This is a genomic window from Pseudomonas sp. GL93, from assembly GCF_003408955.1.
In the GTDB taxonomy this organism is placed as follows: domain Bacteria; phylum Pseudomonadota; class Gammaproteobacteria; order Pseudomonadales; family Pseudomonadaceae; genus Aquipseudomonas; species Aquipseudomonas paracarnis.
The window spans coordinates 146,647-172,829 of record NZ_NKRF01000078.1 but is presented as its reverse complement, the minus strand read 5'-3'; the positions used below and the strand labels follow the sequence as shown (position 1 = coordinate 172,829).

At 59.4% G+C, this 26,183-nt stretch carries 18 protein-coding genes and 1 pseudogene; 7 read left to right on the top strand and 12 right to left on the bottom strand.

The window, feature by feature from the left end; all coding sequences use genetic code 11:
- The first annotated feature begins 55 nt into the window (after positions 1-55).
- Genes CER19_RS16985 through CER19_RS16975 form a run of 3 tightly spaced genes read left to right on the top strand, consistent with a single transcriptional unit; the run spans position 56 to position 4,300 of the window.
- Positions 56-2,479, top strand: a complete 2,424-nt coding sequence (locus tag CER19_RS16985) for a fimbria/pilus outer membrane usher protein (protein ID WP_116667227.1) — start codon at positions 56-58, stop codon at positions 2,477-2,479.
- 11 nt (positions 2,480-2,490) lie between these two features.
- Positions 2,491-3,630, top strand: coding sequence for a DUF1120 domain-containing protein (locus tag CER19_RS16980; RefSeq protein ID WP_178088113.1), 1,140 nt, complete (start codon positions 2,491-2,493; stop codon positions 3,628-3,630).
- Positions 3,631-3,655: 25 nt separating this feature from the next.
- Positions 3,656-4,300 (top strand): DUF1120 domain-containing protein, encoded by a 645-nt coding sequence (locus tag CER19_RS16975; RefSeq protein ID WP_116667226.1) that lies wholly within the window; start codon positions 3,656-3,658, stop codon positions 4,298-4,300.
- On the opposite strand, the gene CER19_RS16970 is transcribed toward CER19_RS16975, so the two are convergent.
- Both CER19_RS16970 and CER19_RS16965 read right to left on the bottom strand, forming a co-directional pair.
- The gene (locus CER19_RS16970; protein WP_116667225.1) at positions 4,297-5,562 is read right to left on the bottom strand and encodes a CynX/NimT family MFS transporter; all 1,266 of its coding nucleotides are present in this window, start codon (positions 5,560-5,562) and stop codon (positions 4,297-4,299) included. The genes CER19_RS16975 and CER19_RS16970 overlap by 4 nt on opposite strands.
- Entirely contained in the window at positions 5,552-6,211 is a 660-nt protein-coding gene (locus CER19_RS16965; RefSeq protein ID WP_116667224.1) for a FadR/GntR family transcriptional regulator, read from the bottom strand. The genes CER19_RS16970 and CER19_RS16965 overlap by 11 nt, the downstream gene beginning before the upstream one ends.
- A gap of 159 nt (positions 6,212-6,370) precedes the next feature.
- Between CER19_RS16965 and CER19_RS16960 the strand changes: the two are divergent.
- Positions 6,371-6,681 (top strand): annotated as a pseudogene (locus CER19_RS16960) (type II toxin-antitoxin system MqsR family toxin).
- Complete coding sequence (locus CER19_RS16955; RefSeq protein ID WP_003188761.1) at positions 6,678-7,166, top strand: type II toxin-antitoxin system MqsA family antitoxin; 489 nt, start codon at positions 6,678-6,680, stop codon at positions 7,164-7,166. The pseudogene CER19_RS16960 and the gene CER19_RS16955 overlap by 4 nt, the downstream one beginning before the upstream one ends.
- A gap of 59 nt (positions 7,167-7,225) precedes the next feature.
- Here the strand turns inward: CER19_RS16955 and CER19_RS16950 are convergent, their stop codons facing one another.
- The 4 genes from CER19_RS16950 to CER19_RS16935 all read right to left on the bottom strand — a co-directional run bounded on the left by CER19_RS16950 (position 7,226) and on the right by CER19_RS16935 (position 11,394).
- Positions 7,226-7,990, bottom strand: a complete 765-nt coding sequence (locus CER19_RS16950) for an amino acid ABC transporter ATP-binding protein (RefSeq protein WP_003188759.1) — start codon at positions 7,988-7,990, stop codon at positions 7,226-7,228.
- A gap of 10 nt (positions 7,991-8,000) precedes the next feature.
- Positions 8,001-9,098: an amino acid ABC transporter permease gene (locus CER19_RS16945; RefSeq protein WP_116667223.1), complete on the bottom strand. Its 1,098-nt coding sequence runs from the start codon at positions 9,096-9,098 to the stop codon at positions 8,001-8,003.
- 10 nt (positions 9,099-9,108) lie between these two features.
- Positions 9,109-10,290 (bottom strand): amino acid ABC transporter permease, encoded by a 1,182-nt coding sequence (locus CER19_RS16940; RefSeq protein ID WP_116667222.1) that lies wholly within the window; start codon positions 10,288-10,290, stop codon positions 9,109-9,111.
- A 72-nt stretch (positions 10,291-10,362) separates the two neighbouring features.
- On the bottom strand, positions 10,363-11,394 hold the full coding sequence (locus CER19_RS16935) for an amino acid ABC transporter substrate-binding protein (RefSeq protein WP_116667221.1): 1,032 nt from the start codon (positions 11,392-11,394) through the stop codon (positions 10,363-10,365).
- Between the two features lie 346 nt (positions 11,395-11,740).
- On the opposite strand from CER19_RS16935, the gene CER19_RS16930 reads away from it, so the two are divergent.
- Together CER19_RS16930 and rhlB are read left to right on the top strand one after the other, a co-directional pair.
- Positions 11,741-12,397 carry an alpha/beta hydrolase gene (locus tag CER19_RS16930; RefSeq protein WP_116667220.1) on the top strand — a complete coding sequence of 219 codons (657 nt, stop codon included), beginning with the start codon at positions 11,741-11,743 and terminating at the stop codon, positions 12,395-12,397.
- A gap of 95 nt (positions 12,398-12,492) precedes the next feature.
- Positions 12,493-13,959: an ATP-dependent RNA helicase RhlB gene (gene rhlB, locus CER19_RS16925; protein WP_116667219.1), complete on the top strand. Its 1,467-nt coding sequence runs from the start codon at positions 12,493-12,495 to the stop codon at positions 13,957-13,959.
- Positions 13,960-14,023: 64 nt separating this feature from the next.
- On the opposite strand, the gene CER19_RS16920 is transcribed toward rhlB, so the two are convergent.
- From CER19_RS16920 to CER19_RS16895, 6 genes are all read right to left on the bottom strand, one after another.
- A complete protein-coding gene (locus CER19_RS16920) occupies positions 14,024-18,751 on the bottom strand; it encodes an RHS repeat domain-containing protein (RefSeq protein WP_116667218.1) in 4,728 nt (1,575 codons plus the stop codon).
- A 35-nt stretch (positions 18,752-18,786) separates the two neighbouring features.
- Positions 18,787-20,802 (bottom strand): hypothetical protein, encoded by a 2,016-nt coding sequence (locus CER19_RS16915; protein WP_116667217.1) that lies wholly within the window; start codon positions 20,800-20,802, stop codon positions 18,787-18,789.
- Positions 20,803-20,931: 129 nt separating this feature from the next.
- Entirely contained in the window at positions 20,932-21,384 is a 453-nt protein-coding gene (gene moaE, locus CER19_RS16910) for a molybdopterin synthase catalytic subunit MoaE (protein ID WP_116667216.1), read from the bottom strand.
- 2 nt (positions 21,385-21,386) lie between these two features.
- The gene (moaD, locus tag CER19_RS16905) at positions 21,387-21,629 is read right to left on the bottom strand and encodes a molybdopterin converting factor subunit 1 (RefSeq protein WP_032877676.1); all 243 of its coding nucleotides are present in this window, start codon (positions 21,627-21,629) and stop codon (positions 21,387-21,389) included.
- The gene (moaC, locus tag CER19_RS16900; protein ID WP_046071003.1) at positions 21,626-22,099 is read right to left on the bottom strand and encodes a cyclic pyranopterin monophosphate synthase MoaC; all 474 of its coding nucleotides are present in this window, start codon (positions 22,097-22,099) and stop codon (positions 21,626-21,628) included. The genes moaD and moaC overlap by 4 nt, the downstream gene beginning before the upstream one ends.
- Positions 22,100-22,223: 124 nt before the next feature.
- Positions 22,224-25,952, bottom strand: coding sequence for an autotransporter domain-containing protein (locus CER19_RS16895; protein ID WP_116667215.1), 3,729 nt, complete (start codon positions 25,950-25,952; stop codon positions 22,224-22,226).
- Positions 25,953-26,183: the final 231 nt, after the last annotated feature.

The following is a 26,183-nucleotide window of genomic DNA, read 5'->3' as shown; positions in this document are numbered from 1 at the left end:
CTGGGCACACCCGGCCCGAGCGTTCACTACTCGAGTACCTTGCGTGAAAACAGTATTGAGTTACCGTGACGGCGAAGCCGTGCCCGACATCCGTGCCAGCTCGACCTTGCCGCTGGTGTTGCTGCTGTGTGCGCTGATGCCAGCCAAGGCATGGGCCGAAAATGCCAGCGCCTCCAGCTTCGACGCCCAGACCTTGCATCAACGCGGCATTGATCCACAGCTGGCCAGCCTGTTGCTGGCAGCACCGCGCTTCGCTGCCGGGCGGCACACCGTCAACCTGCGGGTCAACGGCCAGCGACGTGGCCGACAGGATCTGACTTTCGATCAACAGGGCAACTTGTGCCTGGACCGCGCCTTGCTGGACGCCGCTAACCTGGTGACGCCCAGCGAGACGCCGGGCTGCCAGGATTTTCTCGCACAATACCCGCAAACCCTGGTTGAACCGGATCCGGCGACACTGACGGTGTCACTGCTGGTACCCACCGAGGCCCTGCGTCCCATACAACAGGATATCTCGGGGTACGAAACCGGCGGGGTTGCCGGGCTGCTCAACTACGACCTGAGTGGTTTCTACAACCGCTTCGGCGATGACGCCAGCCGCTTTGGCTCGGCCAATACCGAAGTGGGGTTCAACGCCGGCGACTGGATCGTGCGCAGCCGCCAAGTACAGACCTGGCAGGACGGCCTGTCACGTAACACTCACTTGCAAGCCTACGCCCAACGCACCTTCGCCAGCCACCAGGCGGTGCTGCAGGCTGGGCAAATCAATCTGTATAACCCGGTGCTGTCCGGCGCGCAGATCACCGGGGTGCAGGTGCTCACCGAGCACGCCCTTCAAGAACAGGGCCAGGGGGCGCAGATCCAGGGCATTGCCAACAGCCCTGCCCAGGTGGAGGTACGACAGAACGGTGCGTTGATTCACTCCACCGTCGTACCCGCCGGCCCCTTTACCCTGACCGATGTCCGTCGCTTGAATACGCGCTCGGACGTCGAGGTCACGGTCAAGGAAAGTGTCGGTGGTGAGCGGCGTTTCACCGTGCCGGCGGCCATGCTCGGCCTTGGGTTGCCGGCACCGGGTTACTCCGTGGCGGCGGGCCGGGTACGCAATGTGGGCGACGCCAAAGGCAATGACCCATGGGTGGTCAGTGGCGGCTGGACCGGTGCCCTGCACCCGCAGTTGACCCTGGGCACCGGCGTACTGGCAACCAGCGAATACCGCTCGGTGGGCGCCAGCCTGGGCTGGTTGCCGTGGGTGGACAGTCAGATTCAGTTGTCCACGCAACTGTCCAACATCCAGGCGTGGGAAAGGGTTTCGGGCGTACAGACCGATCTTTCCTGGTCCCAGCGCCTGGGTGAGCAGTGGTCGATCAGCGCCGCCAATTCCTGGCGCAGCATCGGCTATCGCGAACTCGAAGAAAGCACGTATGAGCGTGATGACAGCAACCGCGACTCCCGTTATCGCGACCAACAAAGCCTCAACCTGGGCTGGTCGCATCCGCTGCTGGGTGCGTTCAGTGCCGGGGTTTCGCGCTCGGCCAACTTCGCTGGCGACAGCAGCAGCCGTGCATTGGCCTCATGGGGCACGAGCATCGGGGCGGTGTCGTTGTCGGCCAGTGCCGAGTGGCAAATGGGCGGTAGCCAGCAACAGGACAACGCGGTGTACCTCAATATCAGCGTGCCGTTGGGCGAAAGTCGCCGGCTACGTAGCTGGGTGCGTAATTCCGGTGGCGAGAACCGCACCGGCCTGGGCATCACCGAACAGATCGACGACCAACTCAGCTATCGCGTCAGTGCCGAACACGACAGCAGCGACCATCAAGTGGAAACCACCCTGGGCGTCTCGGCATTGCCGCGTTACAGCCAACTCGATTTCAGCTACAGCCGCTCCGATGCCGAACGCTCCAGTTATCAAGGCGGCGCTCGCGGCGGCGTAGTGATGCATGGCGACGGCGTGACTTTTTCACCCTACCCGGTGCGCGACACCTTTGCCCTGGCGTCGGTCGGCGATATGAGTGGCATCAAGCTCAGTACCCCCAGCGGGCCGGTGTGGACCGACTGGCAGGGCCAGGCCGTGGTGCCGCAAGTCGCCGCCTACGGGCGCAGCCCGGTGGAAGTGCAGACGCGTTCACTGCCGCGCAACGCCGACATCAACAATGGCCTGGCAATGATCTCGGCCGGACGCGGCGCCGTTGACCGTGTGGAATTTGGCATCGGCTTGACCCGTCGCATATTGCTCACCGTCAGCACCGACCAGGGCACACCTCTGCCTGCCGGAGCCTCAGTCAGCAGCGCCAGTGGCGAGTTCGTCACCTTGGTGCAGGACGCCAGCCAGGTGTTTCTACCCAACGTGCTGGACCAATCGACGCTGTGGATAACCACGCCCGATGGCGGTCGATGCGAATTGCGTTACTCACTGCCGGAAAAAGCCGACCCCACGGTGTACTTCGAAACTGCTCCCGCGCGTTGCCACGCGCCTTGAGGATTCCCGTCATGCCCTTCGCAACGTGTATGCGCCAACTGTGCCTGTGGTTATTGATCGGCGGTGCCGGCAGCGCCCATGCCCTGGAAGACTGCCAACTGAACGTCAGCGAACCCCTGATCGATTTCGGCTTGATGAGCCGCCTGGCACAAAGCGACAGTACGCTGGAGCGCCTGCTTGGCGAACGGCGCCTAAGCGTGAGCATCAACTGTCCGCAAGCGCAAGACTTGAGCCTGTTCTACCGCGCACTGGCCGCTAGCCCGCAGCGCCTGCAATTTACCCCGCATGGCAGCTATGCCATCGAAGCCGGCAACGCCGTGCTCGATGGTCGCGCCGTAGAGTTGGGGCTGCTACCTGCTGCGGGCCAGGCGCCCGTGGCCAATGGCGCGGTGCTGGAATGGCGCTCCGGCCATGGCATCGCGCCGGTCGAACACGGTGCGGTGCTCAGGGGCAACACCCTGTCGTTGCAACTGACGCTGCGCGCCTGGGCCGACCCCGCTGCCACTCAAGTGCGCGACAACACCACCTGGGAAGTTTCCGGGATGTTGTACAGCGCACAAAACGGACGCTACCGGGAACTGACCGTGCGCGCGCACTTTGCACCCATCGCCTGCCTGCCGACGTTATCCGACCACGGCGTGGTGGACTACGGCACCCTGTATGCCAAAGACCTCAACGCCACCACTGAAACACCGCTGCCCATCCGCACACTGCGCCTGAGCGTGACCTGCGATGCGCCGATCCGCTTTGCTCTGCGCATGAAAGACAACCGCGACGGTTCGGCCACAGGCGGTACCGATGAAACCGCTTATGGATTGGACCTGGATGCCAGTCGCAACAAAATCGGGCGGTTTTACCTGACTATCGACCCGGCCGAATTCAGCGCCGACACCTTCCCCACGCTGTACCGCACCGACTCCACCAGCAACGGCGTGGCGTGGAGCAGTTCCACCGCGCGGCAAATCCCCATGGCCGCCAACAGCCTGCTGGGGTTTACCGACACGACCGGGGTCGCCACCGGCCCGGTGGCCATCCAGACCCTGACCGGCACGATGCGCCTCAAGTCTTACCTTGCCCCCATGCACAGCCTGGATCTTCGCGAGGTGGTGCATATCAATGGTTCCGGCACTATCGAAATCGTCTACCCCTGACCCGTCACTATGAGGAACTCGTCCCGTGAAAACCCGCCTCTTTACCAGTCTGTTGCTGTTGACCAGCACGCCCTCTGTGCTCGCCGCCTCGGCGGTGGACCTGAGTGTCAAAGGCCTGATCACTCCCTCCGCCTGCTTGCCGCAGTTTCCCGGCGGAGCCCTGATTGACTACGGCAAGATTGCCCAACAGGACTTGAACCTGGCGGCCGCCACGCGCCTGCCCGTCAAGACCTTGCGCATCGGTATCGCCTGCAACGGCCCGGTCCGCTATGCGCTGCGCATGCGCGACAACCGTGACGGCTCGGCCATGGTCAGCAGCGAGATTTACTACGGCCTGGGGTTCGATAACAGCGGCAACCGCCTGGGGGTCTACTCCATGACCTTCGATCCACGCCAGACCCAGGCCAGCAACACCGCGCAGATCTTCGGCACTGAATCCACTACCGGGGGCCTGGCGTGGCGCACATCCAACCTCAACCCCATCGACATCGGTTCCAGAAGCTACCTGGGCTTTACCGACGTGGAGGGCAGCGCCAGCGGGCCCACCGCCCTCGGCACGCTGACGGGCACCGTCACTGTGCAGACCGTGATCAATGCCCGGCAGAACCTGGACTTGAGCGCGGAAACCCCACTCGATGGCTCAGCGACCTTGGAAGTGGTCTATCTCTAGACTTTCTCGCTGCTAACTTGTACGTAACGGGCACGCCCTGCACCGAGTCCCGCGACAATTGCACCGAGGCCGATCACGGCAAAGATCCAGCCGATCGCCGTCCAGCCGCCAGTCCAGTCGTGCACCAGGCCGACCGCAAACGGGCCCATCGACGCCAGGGTGTAGCCGATGCCCTGGGCCATGCTGGAGAGGTTGGCAGCCACATGGGAATCGCGTGAGCGCAATACGATCAGGGTCAGCGCCAGGCTGAAGGTGCCCCCCTGCCCCAGACCGAGCAAAATCGCCCAGCCCCACAAACCATCCAGTGGTGCATAGAGGCAACCGAACAGGCCGCCCAGGGTCAGCAGCATCACCACCACGATCGCCAGACGTTGGTCCTTGCCCCGCGTCGCCAGCCACGGTGCGGCCAGGGAGCTGAACAACTGCACGATGATTGAGCCGGACAGTGCCAATCCGGCTTCGGTAGCACTCAGGCCGCGTCCGATCAGGATTGACGGCAACCAGCCAAACACAATGTAGGCCAGGGATGATTGCAGGCCCATGTACAACGTCACCTGCCAGGCAAGCGGGTCGCGCAGCAAGCCCCTGACCCGGTAAGCCACCTGATGGGCGCCGTGTTTTTGCCCCACTTGTGGCAACCAGAACAAGGCCGCCAGCAACGCCGGAATAACCCAAAACCCCAGACCGATAGCCCAGCTGTCTGCGAAATATTGGCTCAGGGGCACCGTAGCTCCCGCAGCCAACGCAGCCCCTAGACACAACGCCATGGTGTAGACACCAGTCATGGCGCCCGCCTGCCTGGCAAAATCGCGCTTGACGATGCCCGGCAGCAGCACGCCAATGATGCCGATACTCGCACCGGCAATCAGGCTGCCGGCGAACAGCCCCACTTCACCGAACGAACTGCGCAGGATAATCCCGGCGGCCAGGGTCAGCAGGATGCCCAGCACCACGCGCTCGGCGCCAAAACGTCTGGCCAGGATCGGCGCAGTGGGCGCGAACAGGCCCAGGCACAAGACCGGCAAAGTGGTCAGCAAACCGGCCTTGGCGGCGGACAAGCCCAAACTGCTCGAAACCTCTGCCAGCAACGGCGACAGGCTCGACAAGGCCGGGCGCAGGTTCAAGGCCACCAACACCAGGCCCAGCAACAGCAGCCATGGCCGAACCACGCTCGGCTGCGCCTGCTGCACGCTGTCGTCGTCAGCTTCGGCGTCGATCAACAGTTCTTCGAGTTCGGTCTTGCGTGGGGCTTCAGGGTTCATTGATCAACTGCCGGCAGAGGGATTTGGCGCGGTCCGGGTCTTGTTGTTCCACCGCATCGAGCAGCGCTCCATGCAGGTCGAACACCGCCTGGCGTCGCGGTGAGCGGTTCAGGGTCTGGCGCAGTTGCGCGCCGACAATGGCGGAGAAGTAGTGGTACAGCTCGCTCAAGGCCGGGTTGTGCGCCGCATCCACCAAGTGCTGGTGGAATATCAGGTCGGCGCTGATATAGGCCTCCAGGTCACCGTGATAGCGCGCGGCGCTGAGGTCGAGCGCTTTGCGCAATGCCTCAAGGTCCGCTTCGGTACGACGCAATGCAGCCAGGCCGATGGCCTCCACTTCCAGAATCTGACGCGTCTCCTGCGCCTGCTCCAGCGTGCAATGGGACAGCGCCCGCATTGTGCCCAGCGGGTCGGTCATCGAACGCAAATAGCTACCGTCGCCCTGGCGGACTTCGATCAAACCCGAGAAGGCCAATACCCGCAGGGCTTCACGCACGGTGTTACGGCTGATCCCCAGCTCGGCGGACAACTCGGGCTCGGTGGGCAGGCGCTCGCCGATGGCCCATACGCCCTGGGAGATGCGCAGGCGCAGTTGCTCCAGGGCCTGGTCGACCAGGGAGCGTTTGATCAGCGGGGCGATGTCTGTCATGGGATTTACGCTTTCGTCCAATCATAGGATGATTTTTCCTACAGGCTATTCGGAGTTGCCTACAAAGGCAACGCACTAGGGTTCTTAGGCAGGAAAAGGAGCAGTATTTTCGATTGGTAAAATTACCCTCAGAGGGTAATTATTGGACTCAGGTGTCTTATGGAAAAGTACACACCTCATTACGATTTGGCCCTGATCAAGGCGCAAGTCATCCAGCTGGGCAACGGAGCATTTACGGCAAGTGCGCGGGAGAGCGCTCGACAGCTTGAATTGAGTATCGGCCAGATGCGGTTGGCGGTCTGCGCCCTTGAAAATCGAATGTTGTACAAATCAATGACACCTATTCAGACCATCGGGTATGGCAGGACGTCTATCTCATCAAAATGTACGGTACGGAGATTTACATCAAGGTGACTTACCGCTCAAGCGGTGGAGCTCCCGTAATCTCCTTCAAGGAGAAAACCTTATGAAAACCCAACAATGCGTGAATTGCGGAGCCCATGAGGGAATGCAGCATTTCGAAGGTCGCACCTTCACCATCAACACGCGCGGCATGATGCGCGACATTCCAAACATCGCGGGCTGGGAATGCCAGGTCTGTAAGGAAATCGAATTCGATCATGACGATGACAGCGCAGAGCGTTATTCCGACGCCAGTGACCAATTATTGATTGATGGCAGAAAAATCATCGCTGCCGAAATGAAGCGAATCCGTCGCAAACTGCATCTCACTCAGAAGGACGCCGTGAAGCTTTTGACTGTGCGTGGGCAAAATTCATTTTCTCGCTACGAAAGGGCTGAGGTTTTCCCTCCTGAACCATTGTTTACACTCATGCGCCTACTGGATAAGCATCCGCATCTACTAGCCGAGATCGAGGCGCTCAATGTCGGCGATGACCTCAATCGCCTGCTCATAGCAAAAGATGAGCAACAACTTGCGGCCCAAGCCTCCTGAGCAGATCAACAGGCAAAAACAAACCCGGCACCAGGCCGGGTTTGTTTTTTAACCTTCCATCAATGCAGTATCTGGCTCAAGAACAACCGGGTCCGCTCATTCTGCGGGTTATCAAAGAAGTCATTCGGTGCCGCCTGTTCAACGATCTCACCCTTGTCCATGAAGATCACGCGGTTGGCCACGGTGCGCGCAAAGCCCATTTCGTGAGTCACGCACAACATGGTCATGCCGTCTTCGGCCAGGCCAATCATGGTGTCCAGAACCTCTTTCACCATTTCCGGGTCGAGTGCCGAGGTCGGCTCGTCGAACAGCATGATTTTCGGTTTCATGCACAAGGCACGGGCGATGGCCACACGCTGTTGCTGGCCGCCGGACAGTTGCCCCGGAAACTTGTGGGCCTGCTCTGGAATGCGTACACGCTCAAGGTAGTGCATGGCAATTTCCTCGGCCTTGCGCTTGGGCATCTTGCGCACCCACATCGGCGCCAGCGTGCAGTTTTGCAGGATAGTCAGGTGTGGGAACAGGTTGAAGTGCTGGAACACCATGCCCACTTCACGGCGGATCGCTTCGATCTGCTTGAGGTCGTTGGTCAGCTCCACGCCATCGACCACAATGCGGCCTTGCTGGTGCTCTTCCAGGCGGTTGAGGCAACGGATGGTGGTGGACTTGCCCGAGCCCGACGGCCCGCACAGCACGATGCGCTCGCCCTGCTTGACGTTGAGGTTGATGTCTTTCAACACGTGGAACTGGCCGTACCACTTATTGACGCCCTGCATCTGGATAATGCCTTCAGGGCTCACAGGCTGTTTGATTGCTTCGCTCATCAAAAAACTCCTAACGCTTGTGGCCAGTGTCGAGCTTGCGTTCCAGATGCATGGAATAGCGCGACATACCAAAACAGAAAATCCAGAACACCAGGGCGGCGAACACGTAGCCTTCAGTGGCCATGCCCAGCCATTTGGGGTCGGCGGCGGCTTGCTTGACGCTGTTGAGCAGGTCGAACAGGCCGATGATGATCACAAGGCTGGTGTCCTTGAACAGTGCGATGAACGTATTGACGATGCCCGGTATCACCATCTTCAAGGCTTGCGGCAGGATCACCAGGCCCATGCTGCGCCAGTAACCCAGGCCCATCGCCGCAGCCGCTTCGTATTGCCCCTTGGGAATCGCCTGCAAGCCACCGCGCACCACTTCGGCCACATAGGCCGACTGGAACAGGATCACACCGATCAACGCCCGCAGCAGCTTGTCGAAGTTCATGCCTTCAGGCAGGAACAGCGGCAGCATCACCGAAGACATGAACAGCACGGTGATCAACGGCACGCCGCGCCAGAACTCGATGAAGGTCACGCAGACCACCCGAATGGCGGGCATGTTCGAACGCCGTCCCAGCGCCAGCACAATCCCCAGCGGCAAGGCGCCGGCGATGCCCACGGTGGCGATCACCAGAGTCAGCATCAGGCCGCCCCATTGGCTGGTCGCCACGTTGCTCAGGCCGAACACGCCGCCGTGCAGCAAGCAGTAGGCGATGATCGGGTACAGCACCAGAAAGCCCAGGCCGTAGATCGCCTTGCGTGGGAAACGCGCGATGAATAACGGCGCCACGCCGACGATGGCCAGCCATACCGTCATGTCCACGCGCCAGCGCAGGTCGACAGGGTAATAGCCATACATGAACTGCCCGAAGCGCTGTTGGATAAACACCCAGCAGGCGCCCTCCTTGGTGCAGTCGGCGCGGGTGGTGCCCACCCAGTTGGCATCGAGGATGGCCCAGTGCAGGATCGGTGGCACCACCAGGTACACCAGGTAGATCGCCAGCAAGGTCAGCAGTGTATTGAGCCAGCTCGAGAACAAGTTGGCGCGCATCCAGGCCACCGGCCCGAAGACTTTGCTCGGCGGTGGCATGTCAGGTTTGAACGTATGCGTAGTCATGGGTGTGTCCTCACCGCTCGATCAGCGCAATGCGCTTGTTGTACCCGTTCATCAGCAGGGAAATGCTGATGCTGATCGCCAGGTACACGCTCATGGTGATGGCAATGACTTCAATGGCCTGGCCGGTCTGGTTGAGCACCGTGCCGGCAAACAGCGAAACCATTTCCGGATAACCGATACCGGCGGCCAACGACGAGTTTTTCGCCAGGTTCAGGTATTGGCTGGTCAGCGGCGGAATGATCACGCGCAACGCTTGCGGGATGATGACCTTGCGCAGCGTCGGCCCCGGGCGCAGGCCCAGTGAACGTGCCGCTTCGGTCTGTCCATGGCTGACGGACTTGATGCCCGAGCGCACGATCTCGGCAATGAACGCTGCCGTGTACACCGTCAGCGCCAAGGTCAACGCCAGCAATTCCGGGATCAGCACCCAGCCGCCGACGAAGTTGAAGCCCGCAAGCTTGGGCATTTCCCAATGCAGCGGCGTGCCGAAGATCAACACGCACAGCGTCGGGATTACCACCAGCAGCGCCAGGCCCGCCCAGAATTTATGGAAAGGAACCCCCGTCGCTTCAAAGCGCTTGTTGGCCCAGCGGGTCATCAGCACGATGGCAACGATAGCGACCACCAGGCTGGCCACAAACGGCCAGAACCCGTCGGCCGCCAGCGCTGCCGGCATGTTCAGGCCACGGCTGCTGACAAAGAAGGTGTCACCGAAGTTATGGCTGTTGCGCGGCCCTGGCATGGTCAGGAACACCGCGAAGTACCAGAATAGGATCTGCAACAGCGGCGGAATATTGCGGAACACCTCCACGTACACCGTCGCCAGCTTGTTGATCATCCAGTTGGGCGACAAGCGCGCCACGCCGATGATGAAGCCGAGCAGGGTTGCCAGCACCACACCGATGACGGTCACCAGCAAAGTGTTGAGCAGGCCGATGACAAACACCCGGGCATAGCTGTCCGATTCGGTGTAGTCGATCAAGTGCTGCGCGATGCCGAACCCAGCACTGCGCTCAAGAAAGTCGAAACCCGAGGTAATGCCCCGGTGTTGCAGGTTGGTCTGCGTGTTATGGAACAGGTACCAGCCCAGCGAGACCACCGCCACGATCGTGATGATCTGGAACAGCCACGCACGCACTTTGGGGTCGCTGAAGCTGAGCTTCTGCTTGGGTGCGCCGATTTGATTTTGCATGAAGTGCCCCGAAAATAATGGAACAGAACATCACCCGGCAGTTGGCCTACCGGGTGACAGAACCATCAGCGATCAGCGCACAGGGGGTGCGTATTGAATGCCGCCGTTGTTCCACAGGGCGTTCAGGCCACGGTCGATTTCCAGCGGCGTGCTCTTGCCCAGGTTGCGCTCGAACATCTCGCCGTAGTTGCCCACTTGCTTGACGATCTGTACCACCCAGTCCTTCTTCACTTTCAGGTCTTTGCCGTATTCGCCGTCGGCACCGAGCAGACGCGCAACGTCCGGGTTCTTGGTGGACTTGGCTTCAGCTTCGACGTTCTTGGAGGTCACACCGGCCTCTTCCGCGTTGAGCATGGCGTAGCCCACCCAGCGCACGATGGCCAGCCACTCGTCGTCGCCGTTACGCACGACCGGGCCCAGGGGCTCCTTGGAAATGGTTTCCGGCAGCACCACGTAGTCTTTCGGCGAGGCCAGCTTGCTGCGCTGGGCGAACAGCTGGGACTTGTCGGAAGTCAGTACGTCGCAACGCCCGGATTCCAGCGACTTGGCGCTTTCATCGGAGGTGTCGAAGGTGATCGGGGTGTATTTGAGGTTGTTGGCGCGGAAGTAGTCGGAAACGTTCAGCTCGGTGGTGGTACCGGCCTGGATGCAGATGGTTGCACCGTCCAGTTCCTTGGCGCTCTTGACGCCCAGCTTGTTGTTCACCAGAAAGCCGATGCCGTCGTAGTAGGTAATGAAGCCCGGGAATTTCAGGCCCATGCCCGCATCGCGGGAGCTGGTCATGGTGGTGTTGCGCGACAAAATGTCGACTTCGCCTGACTGAAGCGCGGTGAAACGCTCCTTGGCGTTCAACTGGCTGAACTTGACCTTGGTGGCATCGCCAAATACGGCAGCGGCCACGGCGCGGCAATAGTCAGCGTCGATCCCGAGGATCTTGCCGCTGGCATCCGGCACCGAGAAACCCGGCAGGCCGTCACTCACACCGCACTGCACAAAGCCTTTCTTCTGCACGGCGTCCAGGGTGGCGCCCGCCTGGGCAAAACCACTGACACCCAGTACAGCCGCCGCAGTGGCGATGGCCAGGGTGGATTTCAATACCTTCATTACAAACCTCCAATTGCTCTTGTTGTGTCGGAGCTCCAACCTCAGCGCACCCTTATGAGGCGATATCGACCCGTGTTGGTTTTTTTTGGGGCCAAGCAGCATGAGGTTTTTGCGGTAATTCCAGTTGCTTTCCCACAGGCGGCAGTCACTGATAGTGTTACCGTCCTAGGAGAGTTCTGACATCGAGCTACACATAGCAAGGCGCGTACCAGAGTCTTGGCCGAGTGGCTGCAACTGCGCTTCAATGGCAAAAGATTCAACCTTGCGACATTCTCTTAACAGATCAACCTGTCGCGCACCCTTCCGACGCACCTCATCGGAGCGCCCGCACATCTATGGAGCAAACATGACCGAACCCTTGATTCTTCAGCCTGCCAAGCCCGCAGACGCCTGCGTTATCTGGCTGCATGGCCTGGGCGCCGATCGCTACGACTTCCTGCCGGTGGCCGAAGCCCTACAGGAAACGTTGCTGACCACCCGCTTCGTTTTGCCCCAGGCGCCCACGCGTCCGGTGACGATTAATGGCGGCTACGAGATGCCGAGCTGGTACGACATCAAGGCCATGAGCCCGGCTCGTTCGATCAGCCTGGAAGAACTGGAGACGTCGGCCAAAATGGTCACCGACTTGATCGAGGCACAGAAGAGGACCGGGATAGACGCGTCGCGAATTTTCCTCGCCGGCTTCTCCCAAGGTGGCGCCGTGGTTTTCCACACTGCGTTTAAGAAATGGGAGGGGCCCTTGGGCGGTGTGATCGCCCTCTCCACCTATGCGCCCACCTTCGATAATGACCTGGAATTATCCGCCAGCCAGCAACGCATCCCCACACTGTGCCTGCACGGCCAGTACGATGAAGTGGTGCAGAACGCCATGGGCCGCAGCGCCTACGAGCATTTGAAGGGCCGTGGTGTCACCGTGACATGGCAGGAATACCCAATGGGCCACGAAGTGTTACCCCAAGAGATACACGATATTGGCGCCTGGCTGATGGAACGCCTGCGCTGAACCCCGTGTTTATGTAGCCGTATGACAGACACACTACGCCGCGCCCGATTCTTGCATTACACTGGCCGGCGTACATTCCTTAATCAATTAATGAGATGACCGTGCTCAAAGCACTCAAGAAGATGTTCGGCAAAAGCGAGGCTGAGCCGCTCGCGCCTGTTCCCAGTGCCCCAGCCCCCAAGCCCGGCAACCGCAATGACGGTCAACAGCCCGGCCGGAATGCGCCCGCCGCCTCACCGAACAAAACCACGGTGACGCCGCCTGAACAGGTAAAGCCTGCCGAGCCCGCCCCGACGCCTGTGGCCAAGCCCCGTCGCGAACGTGCGCCCAAGCCGCCCGTGACTCCATGGAAACTCGAAGACTTCGTCGTCGAACCCCAGGAAGGCAAGACCCGCTTCCACGATTTCAAGCTGGCCCCGGAACTGATGCACGCCATCCAGGACCTGGGCTTTCCGTACTGCACGCCGATCCAGGCGCAAGTGCTGGGCTTCACCCTCGCGGGCAAAGACGCCATCGGTCGTGCCCAGACCGGCACCGGCAAGACCGCCGCGTTCCTGATCTCGATCATCACCCAACTGCTGCAAACGCCGCCGCCCAAAGAGCGCTACATGGGTGAACCGCGTGCGCTGATCATCGCCCCGACCCGGGAGCTGGTGGTGCAGATCGCCAAGGACGCCGCCGACCTGACCAAGTACACCGGCCTCAACGTCATGACGTTCGTGGGCGGCATGGACTTCGACAAGCAACTCAAGCACCTTGAAGCCCGTCACTGCGACATCCTCGTCGCCACCCCGGGCCGCCTGCTCGACTTCAACCAGCGTGGCGACGTGCACCTGGACATGGTCGAAGTGATGGTGCTGGACGAAGCCGACCGCATGCTCGACATGGGCTTTATCCCGCAAGTACGCCAGATCATTCGTCAGACCCCGCCGAAAGCCGAGCGCCAGACTTTGCTGTTCTCCGCGACCTTCACCGAAGACGTGATGAACCTCGCCAAGCAATGGACCACCGACCCGTCGATCGTCGAGATCGAAGCGCTCAATGTTGCCAGCGAAAACGTCGAGCAACATATCTACGCCGTCGCCGGTGCCGACAAGTACAAGCTGCTCTACAACCTGGTCAACGACAACGGTTGGGAACGCGTGATGGTCTTCGCCAACCGCAAGGACGAAGTGCGCCGCATCGAAGAACGCCTGGTGCGCGATGGCGTCAATGCGGCGCAACTGTCGGGTGATGTGCCGCAGCACAAGCGCATCAAGACCCTCGAAGGCTTCCGTGAAGGCAAGATCCGCGTGCTGGTGGCCACCGACGTGGCCGGTCGCGGTATTCACATCGACGGCATCAGCCACGTGATCAACTTCACCCTGCCGGAAGTGCCGGACGACTATGTGCACCGCATCGGGCGTACCGGTCGCGCAGGCGCGGCGGGTGTGTCGATCAGCTTTGCGGGCGAGGATGACTCGTACCAGTTGCCGTCCATCGAGGCGTTGCTGGGGCGCAAGATCAGCTGTGAGACGCCGCCGACGCATTTGTTGCGGGCAGTGGAGCGCAAGCGGCCTTAAGCGCGGCTCAATGCCAGTCAGCGAACCTGACTGGCATTTTTACGGCCTCGACCAATATTGCTGATCAGTCATCGCGATCCGAGTCACTCAGAACAGACTGACGAATACGCGTTGCCTCCCGTCGAAACTCCCCATAGAACTGAAAACTACTCCCTGACATGTCCACCAGTCCCAGGCTCATTGGTCGTGGCTGTGGTTGCTGCTGCGACTGTGGCTGCTCGTCACCGCTCACCGGCTGAGCTTGGGTGCTTTTGAGTCGCGCATCCAGACCACGGCTGAAGTTGGTCCATCTGAGTACCGAGCGGGCACCGCCGAATAGTTGACTGGCAGTGGTTATCCTGGCGGGGGCAGCGAGCGAGTAAGACAACCCCGTCGCGTTCTTGCCTGCTGCAACGAGCCCGCTGCCAAAGGGGCTGGAAAGCAAGCCAGTAGTCTTTTCAGATACCTTGCCCGCTGCCGCTCTAAAGGCATTAACCCCCAACGTGGTAGAGAGGCCAACACTGGCAACAACGCCAACAGTGGAAAACCCGAAAGACGCCCATCCCAGGTTCTTGATGTGCTGCGAACGATCCCACCCCATTTGCTTGTCGACAGCTTCGATACTCAGCCCTGTAATCCCCAGCGTGCCGCCTACCGAACTAGAGCCCGTAGCGATGAGGCCCAGAATATTTGCCGCCTTTACCGCCCCTTTAGCGAGCGCCGCCGCCATCCCGACCACTGCAACCTTGAACGCCACCACCGATAAGGCCAGCGCAACCCCGGTCAGCACCCAAGACAGCCACTTTGGAAAAAGCCCACTCGGGTCGATGAGGTTGATCGGGTTACCAGCGCAGTAGGCGTAGCTGTTAATCCCACCCTCATCAAAAGGCGCCAATGGATCAGCCGAAAAAAACACCATCAAGTGAGGGTCGTAAGCGCGCGGCCCCAAATGGTAAAGGCCGACCGCCGCATCCAGACGCTCGCCGTTAAACGCCGGCAGTTGCAGATCCGCCATCGATCGCACATTGCCGTCCTGCGGCACAACCTGACTCTCGCCATACGGAGCGTAATGACGCTGCACAGGCGCTTGCCCAGGTTCCACCACGCCGCGCACGGTACCGGCACCGTCATTCAGGTGCAGCTGCGGCCCCTCGACGCCACCGGTACGCGCCTGCACTTGGCCCCCGGCATTGAAGTAACGCAGTTTTCTACTGCCCTGCACCAACCAATCCAGACGATCCCCCGCATAGACCATGGCCACCGATGTTTCGTTGTCACGTGTCGCCACGACTTGGCGAGACTCGGCATCGTACTGGTAACTGCATTGCAGAGAACCTGCCTGCACATGAGTCAATTGGTCAAAGCCGTTGTACGTGTAAGTTCGCCCTTCGGGGCCCCCGGTCAAATTACCCGCGGCATCATAGGTCAGGGCATCATCCTGCAACGGGTTGGAGTGCGTCACACGGGTCAGGCGCGTGGGGTCTGCATCGGTGAAAAATCGCTCACTGATGTCCTGCGTGCCATCAGCGAAAGTCGTCACGACGTGTGTGATGTTATCCAGGCTGTCGAAACGAAATTGCTGCCCAACGATGTCGCGCCCCAGCGAATCCTGCGGATGTTCACGCCCCTCGCACCTATAAGCCTTAAGCCGCAGGAACGCGTCATAGGTAAAGGTCTCACTCATCACCAATTCAGCGTCTGCGTCACGCACGATACGACTGGCCAGCAGGCTATTGGGGTGATAAGTGCTGCTCATGATCTGCAGCAGCGCGCCATTGTGCACAAAGCGCCGCTGCGCCTCCCGCCCCAAGGCGTCGTAGCTCACCTGTGTGACCACCTCAGTGTCGGCATAGCGAGTGATCAGTACGTCAGGTCGCGCAAATAAGTCATAGGACTGTTCTACGACCACCGTCCCGGCAGTCATCGTGCAAAATCGGCCCATGGCGTCATATTCATACTCGCTACGCTGCCCATCATCCGCAATGCGATGCAACATACGCCCACCGATTGAATAACCATACTGCGTGACCAGTGTCATACCGAGGACAGTCTGTACCTCTTTTTCCGGGTAGCCGTTCACATCATGGAACAACTCATGTTTGAGCGTGCCACTCTCTGAATAGGTCGGTTGACCACTGACCGGATCATGCCGGTACTGCCTATCCGTGTGCCCCGCCATTTTGACCGTGCTCGGAGTGCCCAACTCCTTGTCGTAGGTCCATTGCTGACGGCGCCCACTGCCCGAGACCACGGAGACAGGTTCGGTCCAGTTTGTCTCATAGTGCCAAGTGGTGGCGGGTGCCGTGCCCCTGGACTGAGCAGTCAAACGCCCCAGGCTGTCGTAGGTGCGCGATCCCACCTGCTTGCCATCGATACTGATTGAACTGGGCTGCGCCTCGCTGGTTCCAGGCGCGTAGGCCACCGTGCGCAGCCGCGCAGGGCTGCCATCCGAGGGCGTGTGGAGTGTAGTCAACACGCGGTCGAACAGGTCATAGGTGTAAGCGGTACGATGCTTGTCAACGTCCAGCCGTGACAGGCAGCGCCCCAGGCCGTCATAGAGGCATGACTCCACTTCAGTGACCTGCCCCAGGGCGTCCACCCGGTTCACCAGGAACGGCTGATGATGAGCATTCAGATAGGTTTCCAGGCGCTCGCCACCCTCGCCCCCCGTTACACGCAGGTGCAGCCTTGGGTCATACTCATCGATCGCCACGCTGCCATCGGCGCGGCTTACACGGCAGGCGTTGCCCCACGCGTTGTAAGCGTAGCCGGTGGTCAATACACGCTCGCCATCCGGCAGATAATCAATATGAGTCCGTTCAACCGTTTGCCCAAGGGCGTCGTAGCGCCAGGTCCCGAGGGGCTGCTCCTTTTCGCCATCCTCCAGTAACAACGCCTCGGCAACTGGCCGTCCCGCCCCATCGAAATAAGTGACGGTACTGCGACCTTGCGCATCAGTCATCACCAAATGCGCGCGTGTCGTTGGCCCTGCATAGTGATAAACAAAACAACGACTGGCTTGCTGCGGCTCACCTGGCGAGGAGGTTTGTGCCGTCAATCGTCCTGCAACATCGTACGCGGTGACCAGCGTTGCCCCCCCGTCCCGGCTCATCGACAGTAGGCGCCTGTTGACCATAGAGTGCGTGCGCACTGACTCCAGCCAGTGGCCCTCACGCCCCAACAGCCGACAGGTTTCGCTCAGCGTGTCGCCAGTGACGGTGTAACTGTAGTTGCTGACTAACACCTGGCCATCAATGGTAGAGGTGGTGCTTTTCAACCGGCCAGCCAACTCGGCAGGCGTGTCGTAGTAGGTTTGCTGTGTGCTGAATACACCAGCCTGTGCGACCGACTCCTGCAAGACAAAATAGCTGTTCCCTGTATGCGGCACGCGTGTATGGGTGTACTCGGTGAGTCGGACGGCGGGTGTGCCCCCGACGGGGATAAGGCGCTCTTGTTTGACATAGCGCGGGAACAAATCATGGGGGTCGGCGGGACACTTACCCAGCTCTCCGTCTTTGGAGTAATAACTGTATTCAATGCGCCCCCCTGAATCCTCAGTGCGGCTTAGCTCGTTACCGTAGTCGTCAGTCTCAATCTCGACCTTTACCACCCGCTCCGCGCCTCCCGCCACCAGCGCATAACTGGTCGTGATAACGCGGGGTAGCTGGAGGTTGGGAGGCTGCGCCGGAAAGAGCCCTGGGCACACGTTATATTCAATGGCCCTGGTAGTCCGGGTGCCTTCGCGCAGGACCTGCTCCTCGATCAGCAGGTGGAATTTGTTGTAGGTGGTACGCGTAACGCTCAGCGGCGCCTCATGGGTTGTGTTATCGATGCAGGTCTCTTCCGTCCAATAGTCATACTTACTGCCTATCAGGTACAGGTTGTCTTCGCCCTCACGAAAACCGCCTGAAAAGGGGTAGCCGGTGAAATTCATGTCGGGGCTGTAACTATAGGTACGTGACATGCCGGGCTGGCTGGCAGCAGGGGTCTGGACCCAACTGGTGACGCGAGGGATGTATTGGCCATTGGCATACCGATGGCCGTTTTCAGCATAGTTGATCAACTCATCACCGCCCATCGGTGAGCGCACGCGCTTGATAGCAATCATGCCGTTACGAAAGGCTTGCCAATCCAATACATAGCGTGCACTGGGAGGCGACTCGCGACTGTCATAAGGAGCGGTGAAACCGGTCAGTCGAGCGTTCAACTGGGTGAAGGCAATACGCGCATAACGTCCTCCGTCGACTCGCGTATCACTACGTACCAAGCGCCCGTTGGAGTAGGTCAACAACAGCAGCACTTGCTGATCATGATCCAGAATACGCTCAAGAGAACCACCCGGCGCGTACTCCCATTTCAGACGCTCACCGTTTTCAAACTGGATAGCATCAATACGATAGGGCGTGGTGCTGCCCGTACGCTTCAATATCTCGACGGTACCGTCCTTGTAAATCACATGAAGCGTCGTGGCATCCGGTCGTTTGACTACCAGGTCCTTAAGCTTGCGGTCCTTGATCAGCAGCGTTCCTCCCACTGGGGGCAGGCTTTGGGTTTTGAATTGTTCGCCGGTGAGCAGTGTGAGCCGCGAACGGGTGCTGTCAAACTCGGTGTTGCTGATGCTCCAACTGGTTCCATAAACACCCACTTTGTTATTCAGCATGGAGAATGACAGCGCGATCGTTCTACTGACCTCCAGCGGGCCTTGCGGGTACAAGGTGGCCAACTGAATTCGACAACTGTATTGGCCGGTGCGTGGGTCTACTCTAGCGCCGAAACGGGTATCAAAATTGAATGCCTGAGAATAAATATCCATATAAAACCCCATCACAAAACATGCATAACATTCAACTAACCGTCCACCAGCTCAAGTTCCAATCCCTCACGAATCTGCTGCAAGCTAAAAACATGCTCACAGCCATAGTTATCCAAGATACGCCATTTACTTTTCGCATCATCAGACCCTGATGATGACGCCCTCACGCGGGCTACAACAGCACGCATTATGGTAGGCCTCATATTGAACCGAACAATTTTCTCATGCCCAGAAGATGTACCAAGAACGATATCATCGAGTGAAACCACCGGACCAGCAACATCCTTATTGATCACTGCCCCACCTTTAAAATAGTACCCTTCCCCTCCCTTATTAAAATAAGAAGTCTGAAAATTCAGACCTTCCTTACTAACTGACAATGGCGAATCAAGACCTTTATTCACAAGAAAATGCAAACCTGCCGGCGGAGTCCAGTAATAAACATCAACATCATAATATTCATCATGATAGGCATCGTGATCAGCGTATCTAGTCAGATCGCGTACGTGCAACTGATAAAGCCGTGCCGGGCGAACTACCACATACGAGTCAAAGGCAACATCACCATCACTGTAGTTAGTGGTGTACGTCACTCCACCTAATTCGATTGACGCCATGAATCTGCGCTCTTCGACGGGTACACTCGGATCCACACGTAAATAGCGCTCTACGATCTCGACTTGTCGCTGAGCGTGCCCGGCCACGGCCTCTGGTTTTTGATCCGGCCTTACCTCATCGATACGTGTACGCCATAGACCCGTATCGTAAATGTTTTTCTCCTTATCACAGCTCCAACCTTCTGGAAGCGGCTCATTGAAATTTGGCGAGTAGAGCGAAATGGTCAAGCTATTACGCTCCGCATTCGACAGCCTGGCAGGCACCCAATACCCATCGGAGTCTAGCTGTTCAACAGTAACCTCAGCGACCACCTTGCATTGATGACGACCATTGGCATACAGCTCATCGGTAAAGGTCCCGCCACCGGGCAATGTGATTTTAAAATGAATGACCCTAAGCGTCCGAACGATCTCACCGGTCAATTTAAAAAAAGGCACGCCAGGAAGGTTCATTGAATCTATCTGTTTCACTAAAAATTTTTGCTCAGTGCCATAGTTATCCAACACCCGCCAAAAACTCTTCGCATCGCGATTCTCAGGCACCAGTGGGGACTTCAACCTGATCGCACGTAGCACAGTCGCTCTTTTGTTAAACGGGATGAAGGGATCGGGAGATGGTGCAGGAAGCCCTGCATCAATCTCATGCAGATGAAGTGTCGAGTCTAGCTCATCCTTGTTTATAAAGGTTCCTACCCTGCTTGAAGCAGTGTTATCGATAGGCGAATGCCACGATAAAACGCTCTGAAAATCCTCCCCCTCCCCCGGCAAACCCAGCGGGCTATCAAAACCCATATTTTTTACTACCCACAAGCCTCCTGGTGGGGTCCAGTAGTAAACATCCACCAAGGTGCGATAAGGAGGCGCACTGAAGTAGGCGAGATAGTCCACATAAAGATCCATATCGTCCGCATCCCAGCTCATTGGACGAACAGGGTTAATCGTGATAAAAGACTCAAAAACGGCGTCGTGCTTAAAGCTGTAAGTTGTGTAAACACAACTATCTATGGTCACACACGCCATAAATACTGCGGGCCCGATGGGTGCGTCCGGAGAGCAACGTAAATAGCGCTTGACAGGTTCCTCTAATGAACGCTCAAGACGTTCTTCCAAGTCGTTGACCGGCTCATGCGGCAGTGATTTATCCTGCCAAAGCCCAAGCGTGAATTGATTTTTTTCTACATCGCAGCTCCACCCGGGTGTGAGGGTTTGATTGCCATGTTCTGAGCATTCGACAACGGTAACACTGGCGCGCTCTTGATCAGTCAAGCGCACACGGACCCACTCGTCGCCTACGCCACTGATTTCTTTAACAACGTCAATGAGGACTTCACATTGATGGCGTCCGTTGGCATAGAGCCCATTAGCCGCTTGCGTATTGGCGGGACGACTGATGCTGAACTTCGACAAACGACATTTGCTTGCTTGTGTGACCATGTCCCACCCCCATCATTAAGTAAGTCCTGAGATCATCAGAACCCGCAAAGAGGGGCGGAACAACTGTCAGATCTGACAGTTCTATAGATTCATTTTAAATAACGCTATCGGTTAAAAGCGCTGCAACGCCTATGATTTCCAGCGATCCGCCGCGGCATGATCACTGTCTCGCCCATCCACCCAACGAGCGCCCTCACTGGTGTTCTCCTTTTTCCAGAACGGCGCCCGCGTCTTCAGGTAATCCATCACAAACGCACAGGCGTCAAACGCCGCCTGCCGATGAGCACTGGCCGCCGCCACGAACACAATCGGCTCACCCGGTTCCAAGGCGCCGATGCGGTGCAACACCTCCAACTTGAGCAACGGCCAACGCTGCTCAGCCTCAACGGCAATCTTGGCCAAAGCCTTTTCAGTCATGCCCGGGTAGTGCTCCAGAAACATCCCCGACACCTCGCGGCCGTCATTGAAGTCGCGCACATAACCGACAAAACTCACCACCGCGCCCACGCCCACATTGGCCGCGTGCATGGCGTTGACTTCGGCTCCGGGATCAAAGGCCTCGACCTGCACACGAATGGCCATGCTCAGCCTCCGGTTACGGGCGGGAAAAACGCGACTTCGTCACCCGCTTGCACCGGTTCATCAAGGCCGCACAGTTCTTCATTGCGTGCGCACATCAGGCTGCTCTCGTTGAGCACTGCAAACTCCGGATCAGCGGCCAGCGCCAGGCGCACAGCATCGACGGTGGCGAAATCGCCCTCCATCTCCAGCGAATCAAAGCCCACCGCTTCGGCATAACGCGCAAAAAACAATACGTTGATGCTCATACCTGATCCGCCTTGAAATGCCCGCTTTTACCGCCAAGCTTTTCCAGCAGGCGAATGCTTTCGATGGTCATGCCACGGTCCACCGCCTTGCACATATCGTAGATCGTCAGTGCCGCGACGCTGGCGGCAGTCAGTGCCTCCATCTCCACGCCGGTCTGGCCTGAGAGTTTGCAGCGCGCCAGGATATGCACGGCATCCACGCCATCGGCGCGCAGTTCGACCTTGACCCCGGTGAGCATCAGCGGGTGGCACAGGGGGATCAAGTCACTGGTTTTTTTCGCCGCCTGGATCCCGGCAATGCGGGCCACGGCGAACACGTCGCCCTTGGGGTGGGCGCCGTCGACGATCATTGTCAGCGTTTCGGGCAACATGCGCACCCGCGCTTCGGCCACGGCCTCACGGAACGTCACGGCTTTGTCGGTGACGTCGACCATATGGGCACGACCTTGGGAATCGAGATGAGTCAGCACAGCAATACTCCTGATCAGGAGCAGCGATTGTAAACCTGTGGGTCAAATTTGCGCAGGGCTGTTTATTCCATAGATGACTGTGGCGCGGGAGCGAGCTCCCTCGCCACAGGACACCGCTGCCGGGTTAGAAACGGAAGGTAAACCCGGCGTTGATCCCGTTGTTGTTACCGCGGTTGGACAGCAACCCGCTGTAGTTCAGCGACACCAGGGTATCTTTGGTCAAGGCCATTTCCGCACTGGCCTTGATCACCGCGCCATCCCGGGCGACGGGCACGCTATTAACGGCAAAAGCAGTGTCGCTGCCGGCAAACTTCAGCGAGGCTTCGCGATCGTTATCACCGAACTGATGCTCCCAACCCAGCTCACCGCGCAATGTCACGGCCGAGGTGGAGCTGACCGGCAACTGCGTATGCGCACGCAGGCCCACCGTAGAGAGCGTCGCGTCCTGGCTTTGCTTGCTGGCGTGCAAGGCAGCGGCGCCGCCTTTTTCCTTGAACGAATCGCTCTGGTAGTTCAGGTACGTGAGGTTGGCGAAGGGTTCGAACTGGTTCCACTGGGTGTAGCCGATCTCGGCAAACACTTGGTCGGTGCGCGCATTGTAATCGGCCTTGGCATAGTCCGACTGGTGGGCGTAAGCCCCCCGCCGCGAAGTATCCAGACGGTGCCAGGTGGTAGCGCCGCCCAGGCGTAAGGCGATTGCCTCGAAGCGCTTACCGCCATACACCGACAGGTGATAGTTGTCGCTGTCCGCCGAAGCCGACCGGCCATTGAGGTGGCTCTGGGTATAACCGGTCGCCGCCCCCACGCGCCAGCCGTCGCTGACCTCGGTATCCAGCCCCAGCAACACCCCACTGGTGGACGAGGAATAGCCACTGACGTTGTTATCACCGCTGACGTTATTGCGCCCACCGAGCAGCTGCACCCAGCCGCCGTTGTCACGACTATCGATCTGCGCGCTGGAATCCAGTGCCTGGGCCTGTTGCAGACGAGCATTCACCGCTTCGCGAAGGTATCGACTGTCGGCCATTTGCGCCGCCGCAACATCCGAATGCAGCTGCCCCGACAATTGCTTGAATGCATCCCGTGCCTGGGCGGCGGAATCGGAAGCCAACAGGCTTTCGTAAACCGGGCTGCCGGCGCCCAGCTTCTCGGCCGCTGTCGCCACAGCCCGTTCATTGCGGGTTTGCGCGACGCTGGCGAAGGTGGTCTGGTTGCGCGCTATCGCCAGGGTCAGTTGGTTCGGTTGGTAAGCGAGTTGCGTGCCGATGAACAGGTAGTTGGGCGCGAACGCCGCAAACTGGCCATTGATACCCTGGCTGGCGCTGAGGATGTTGAACTGCTGGCCCAGCAAACTGCGCGCCTCGCTGGCGGACAGCAGGTTTGGGCTGTTCTCCAGGGAAACGTTCACCACACCGCCATTGAGGGTCGCCACGCCGCTGCTCTGGATCTGGTCGCTGCGGCCATTGGCCCCCACTTCAACGGCATACACCGAGCCCGGATTGAAGGTCACGTCGCCGGTACGCAGCGTGCCAATCGAATGCCCCGGCGCCACGCGCCCGCCAGTGTTGACGGTCAGGACGCCCACCGTGCCGTTGCCGGCCAGGGTGCCGCCCACTGTGGTCACTACGCCGTTGTCTGCATTACGCGTGCCCACGGCACTGCCATCCACCGTCACGGCAGAGGTCAGCGCACCGTCCACCGACAATTTGCCTCCGCGCACCCAGGTGCTGCCTGAATATGTGTTCTGGCCTTCCAGCACCAGCTCGCCGTCACCGGACTTGACCAGGCTACCGACGTAGGTGGTGCCGGTGAGCAGGTCCTGGCCACGGGTGAGCGTCGCCTGCTCCCGTGCATGACCGATCTCGTATTCGAACTGATCATCGGCCGAGGCGCTGGCGGGCAGGCCATTGAACCAGCCCTTTTGCTGCTTGGTCGCAGCCCAGGTGGCCTGCTCGGCTGTATCCTCTACGCGGCGGGCGCGAATGGCTTCATCGGAAATCGGGTTGGCCCAGATATCGCGGGTACCGGCAGGCAAGGCCACCGCCACGGCACCCAGGAACTGCCCCGGCCCTTGCATCGCTTTTTGCAGATTGGGCAAACCCCATCCGCTGACCACACCCGGCACTTGCGGCGTTCCCGGCGCGGCATCATGCACCGGTTGCAGGTTGTCGTAGGTGCGTCCTCCCGTCAGCTCGCCCACGGGCGTGTCCGCACCGTCCGGCGCCTGCAGGCTGGAGGTGGTGAGCAACACATCCCGCGCCTGGCTGGCGGTCATGTAGGGAAAGCGCTGGATCACCAGGGCCAAGGCGCCGGAAACGCTCGGCGCCGCCGCGGAGGTGCCATTGGCATTCGGGATGATTTCGCCCTCAGGCCCGGCAGACGGGATGCCCGATACGCCCATTACACACCACCACTTCGAGGTGCCGCAGCGGTTGTAGACCTGGGCGCTGGTCTCGTCGTAGCCGGTGATCGAAAGGAACTTGCCTTCGATATCCGGCTTGAAAAATGGCAGGTTCGCGTTGGTGTCCGGGTTGGCACCGTGGCTGTCGTTGCCCGCCGAGATAATCTGGATAAAGGTGTTCTGGCGGGCCGCGTCGGCCATGGCGTCCATCCAGGTTTTGTGCCCGGCGTGGGCCTTGTCCCAGAACGGGCGATAGGCGGCGGTCATGTCACGCAGGTTTTGCGCGGCGCTGTCGCCGACATTACCGAAGTGGTTCTCCACGTCATCGCGCGAGCTTTGCCCCCAGCTCTGGTTGACGATCGAGACGTTCTTGGCCGCCAGGGCGTTGTAGCTGGCCATGAACGCGTTGTAGTCGAGGTCGTTGGAGCCTTGGTACCGATCGTTGTCGCTGCCGCCGGTGTTGGCGACAAAGATATTCGCATCGAAGGCGATTCCGTGCATGCCGGTGCCGTTGCGGCTGGCCCCGAGCACACCGGACATTTCCGTCCCGTGGCCATCGTTGAACGCCGGGTCATATTCCCCGGAAATACTGAAATGCTCACCCTGCTTGAACTCGCCGCTGGGCACTTCAAGACGGTAGCGCGGATGGGTGGCGTAGTACTCGCCGGTGGAGGTCACCGCCTGCACCCGGTCCTGGCCCTGGGCATTCTTGCCCTGAAACTCGAAGTGCCTGGTAAGGATGCCCGAGTCGAGCACGCCGACATTCACACCCTTGCCGGTGATGCCCAGGGCATAGGCGTAATACGCGTTGGTGCGCTCCAGGCCGGAGTTGACCTGGGCTTCCGGGGTCCTCCAGGTTTGCGCGTTGGCGCTCCAGTCACGGGTTGCGCCGGCCCAGGACTGGCCTGCGTTCAACTGCCCGCTGAGGTTGCTGCTCACGCCCGGCTCGACGTAGGTGTAAGGCTTGGCGGCCGGCAGGTTGGCAATAATGGCCTTGGAGAAATCGAGGATATTGGTGGTGTAACGGCCGCTGTTGCTGAACAGCCGGCTGCGGTAGTAATCCAGGCGCGAGGCATAGTCCAGTGGCCGCCGCGTGTCGCCGAGCATGGCGCCGATGGTCAGGTTTTCGGGTTGTAGCTCGTAGTTTTGCTTGAGGGCCGAATCGAACTTGCCGGACTGGGCGGCGAAATCCTTGGCGGCGAGATCGACGATATCCGCGTAGGCAAACCTGAGGTTTTTGTACACGGCGGTATCAGGGCCGAATGAGGCGACGGCTGTCCTGAACGCCGATTCCAATACCTGCGAGGTGTAAGGGTTGTCGTCTGCATTGGCCATAGAGCCGTGGCCCAGCCATAAGGCCAGGCCAAGTGCTATGGGCGTGAGGGGTATCGTCTTGAAACGGGGGGTGCGATTGCGTTGCGACACAGTGAAGCCATTACCTGCTACGTCCATTTTCCTTTCCCTTTGGATATGTGCGTCATCAATGAGCGATGTATCGGGCTTTTGTAATAGGCAGGGTCACGGTGAAAACCCTGGACAGGTTTTCTAAGCGTTCGTCGAATCAAGGAGGTGGTGTTCCGACGGGGTCTTGCAGTGTTCTTATAGTTTTTACCGCAAGAAAAAATGTAACAAAATAATTACAAGCACCACAAGCGCCCAGGACGCATTAACGCAGGCAAATGT

What these genes read in the sequence shown, in the direction of transcription:
- rhlB (WP_116667219.1), top strand. Translation starts at nt 12,493, where the DNA reads ATGACCGTGCTCAAAGCACTCAAGAAGATGTTCGGCAAAAGCGAGGCT.
- CER19_RS16940 (WP_116667222.1), bottom strand. Translation starts at nt 10,290, where the DNA reads ATGCAAAATCAAATCGGCGCACCCAAGCAGAAGCTCAGCTTCAGCGAC.
- moaE (WP_116667216.1), bottom strand. Translation starts at nt 21,384, where the DNA reads ATGGCCATTCGTGTGCAGGTCGAGGCCTTTGATCCCGGAGCCGAAGTC.
- CER19_RS16945 (WP_116667223.1), bottom strand. Translation starts at nt 9,098, where the DNA reads ATGACTACGCATACGTTCAAACCTGACATGCCACCGCCGAGCAAAGTC.
- CER19_RS16915 (WP_116667217.1), bottom strand. Translation starts at nt 20,802, where the DNA reads ATGGTCACACAAGCAAGCAAATGTCGTTTGTCGAAGTTCAGCATCAGT.
- CER19_RS16895 (WP_116667215.1), bottom strand. Translation starts at nt 25,952, where the DNA reads ATGGACGTAGCAGGTAATGGCTTCACTGTGTCGCAACGCAATCGCACC.
- CER19_RS16920 (WP_116667218.1), bottom strand. Translation starts at nt 18,751, where the DNA reads ATGGATATTTATTCTCAGGCATTCAATTTTGATACCCGTTTCGGCGCT.
- CER19_RS16980 (WP_178088113.1), top strand. Translation starts at nt 2,491, where the DNA reads ATGCCCTTCGCAACGTGTATGCGCCAACTGTGCCTGTGGTTATTGATC.
- CER19_RS16955 (WP_003188761.1), top strand. Translation starts at nt 6,678, where the DNA reads ATGAAAACCCAACAATGCGTGAATTGCGGAGCCCATGAGGGAATGCAG.
- CER19_RS16950 (WP_003188759.1), bottom strand. Translation starts at nt 7,990, where the DNA reads ATGAGCGAAGCAATCAAACAGCCTGTGAGCCCTGAAGGCATTATCCAG.
- CER19_RS16935 (WP_116667221.1), bottom strand. Translation starts at nt 11,394, where the DNA reads ATGAAGGTATTGAAATCCACCCTGGCCATCGCCACTGCGGCGGCTGTA.
- moaD (WP_032877676.1), bottom strand. Translation starts at nt 21,629, where the DNA reads ATGAGCATCAACGTATTGTTTTTTGCGCGTTATGCCGAAGCGGTGGGC.
- CER19_RS16965 (WP_116667224.1), bottom strand. Translation starts at nt 6,211, where the DNA reads ATGACAGACATCGCCCCGCTGATCAAACGCTCCCTGGTCGACCAGGCC.
- CER19_RS16930 (WP_116667220.1), top strand. Translation starts at nt 11,741, where the DNA reads ATGACCGAACCCTTGATTCTTCAGCCTGCCAAGCCCGCAGACGCCTGC.
- CER19_RS16970 (WP_116667225.1), bottom strand. Translation starts at nt 5,562, where the DNA reads ATGAACCCTGAAGCCCCACGCAAGACCGAACTCGAAGAACTGTTGATC.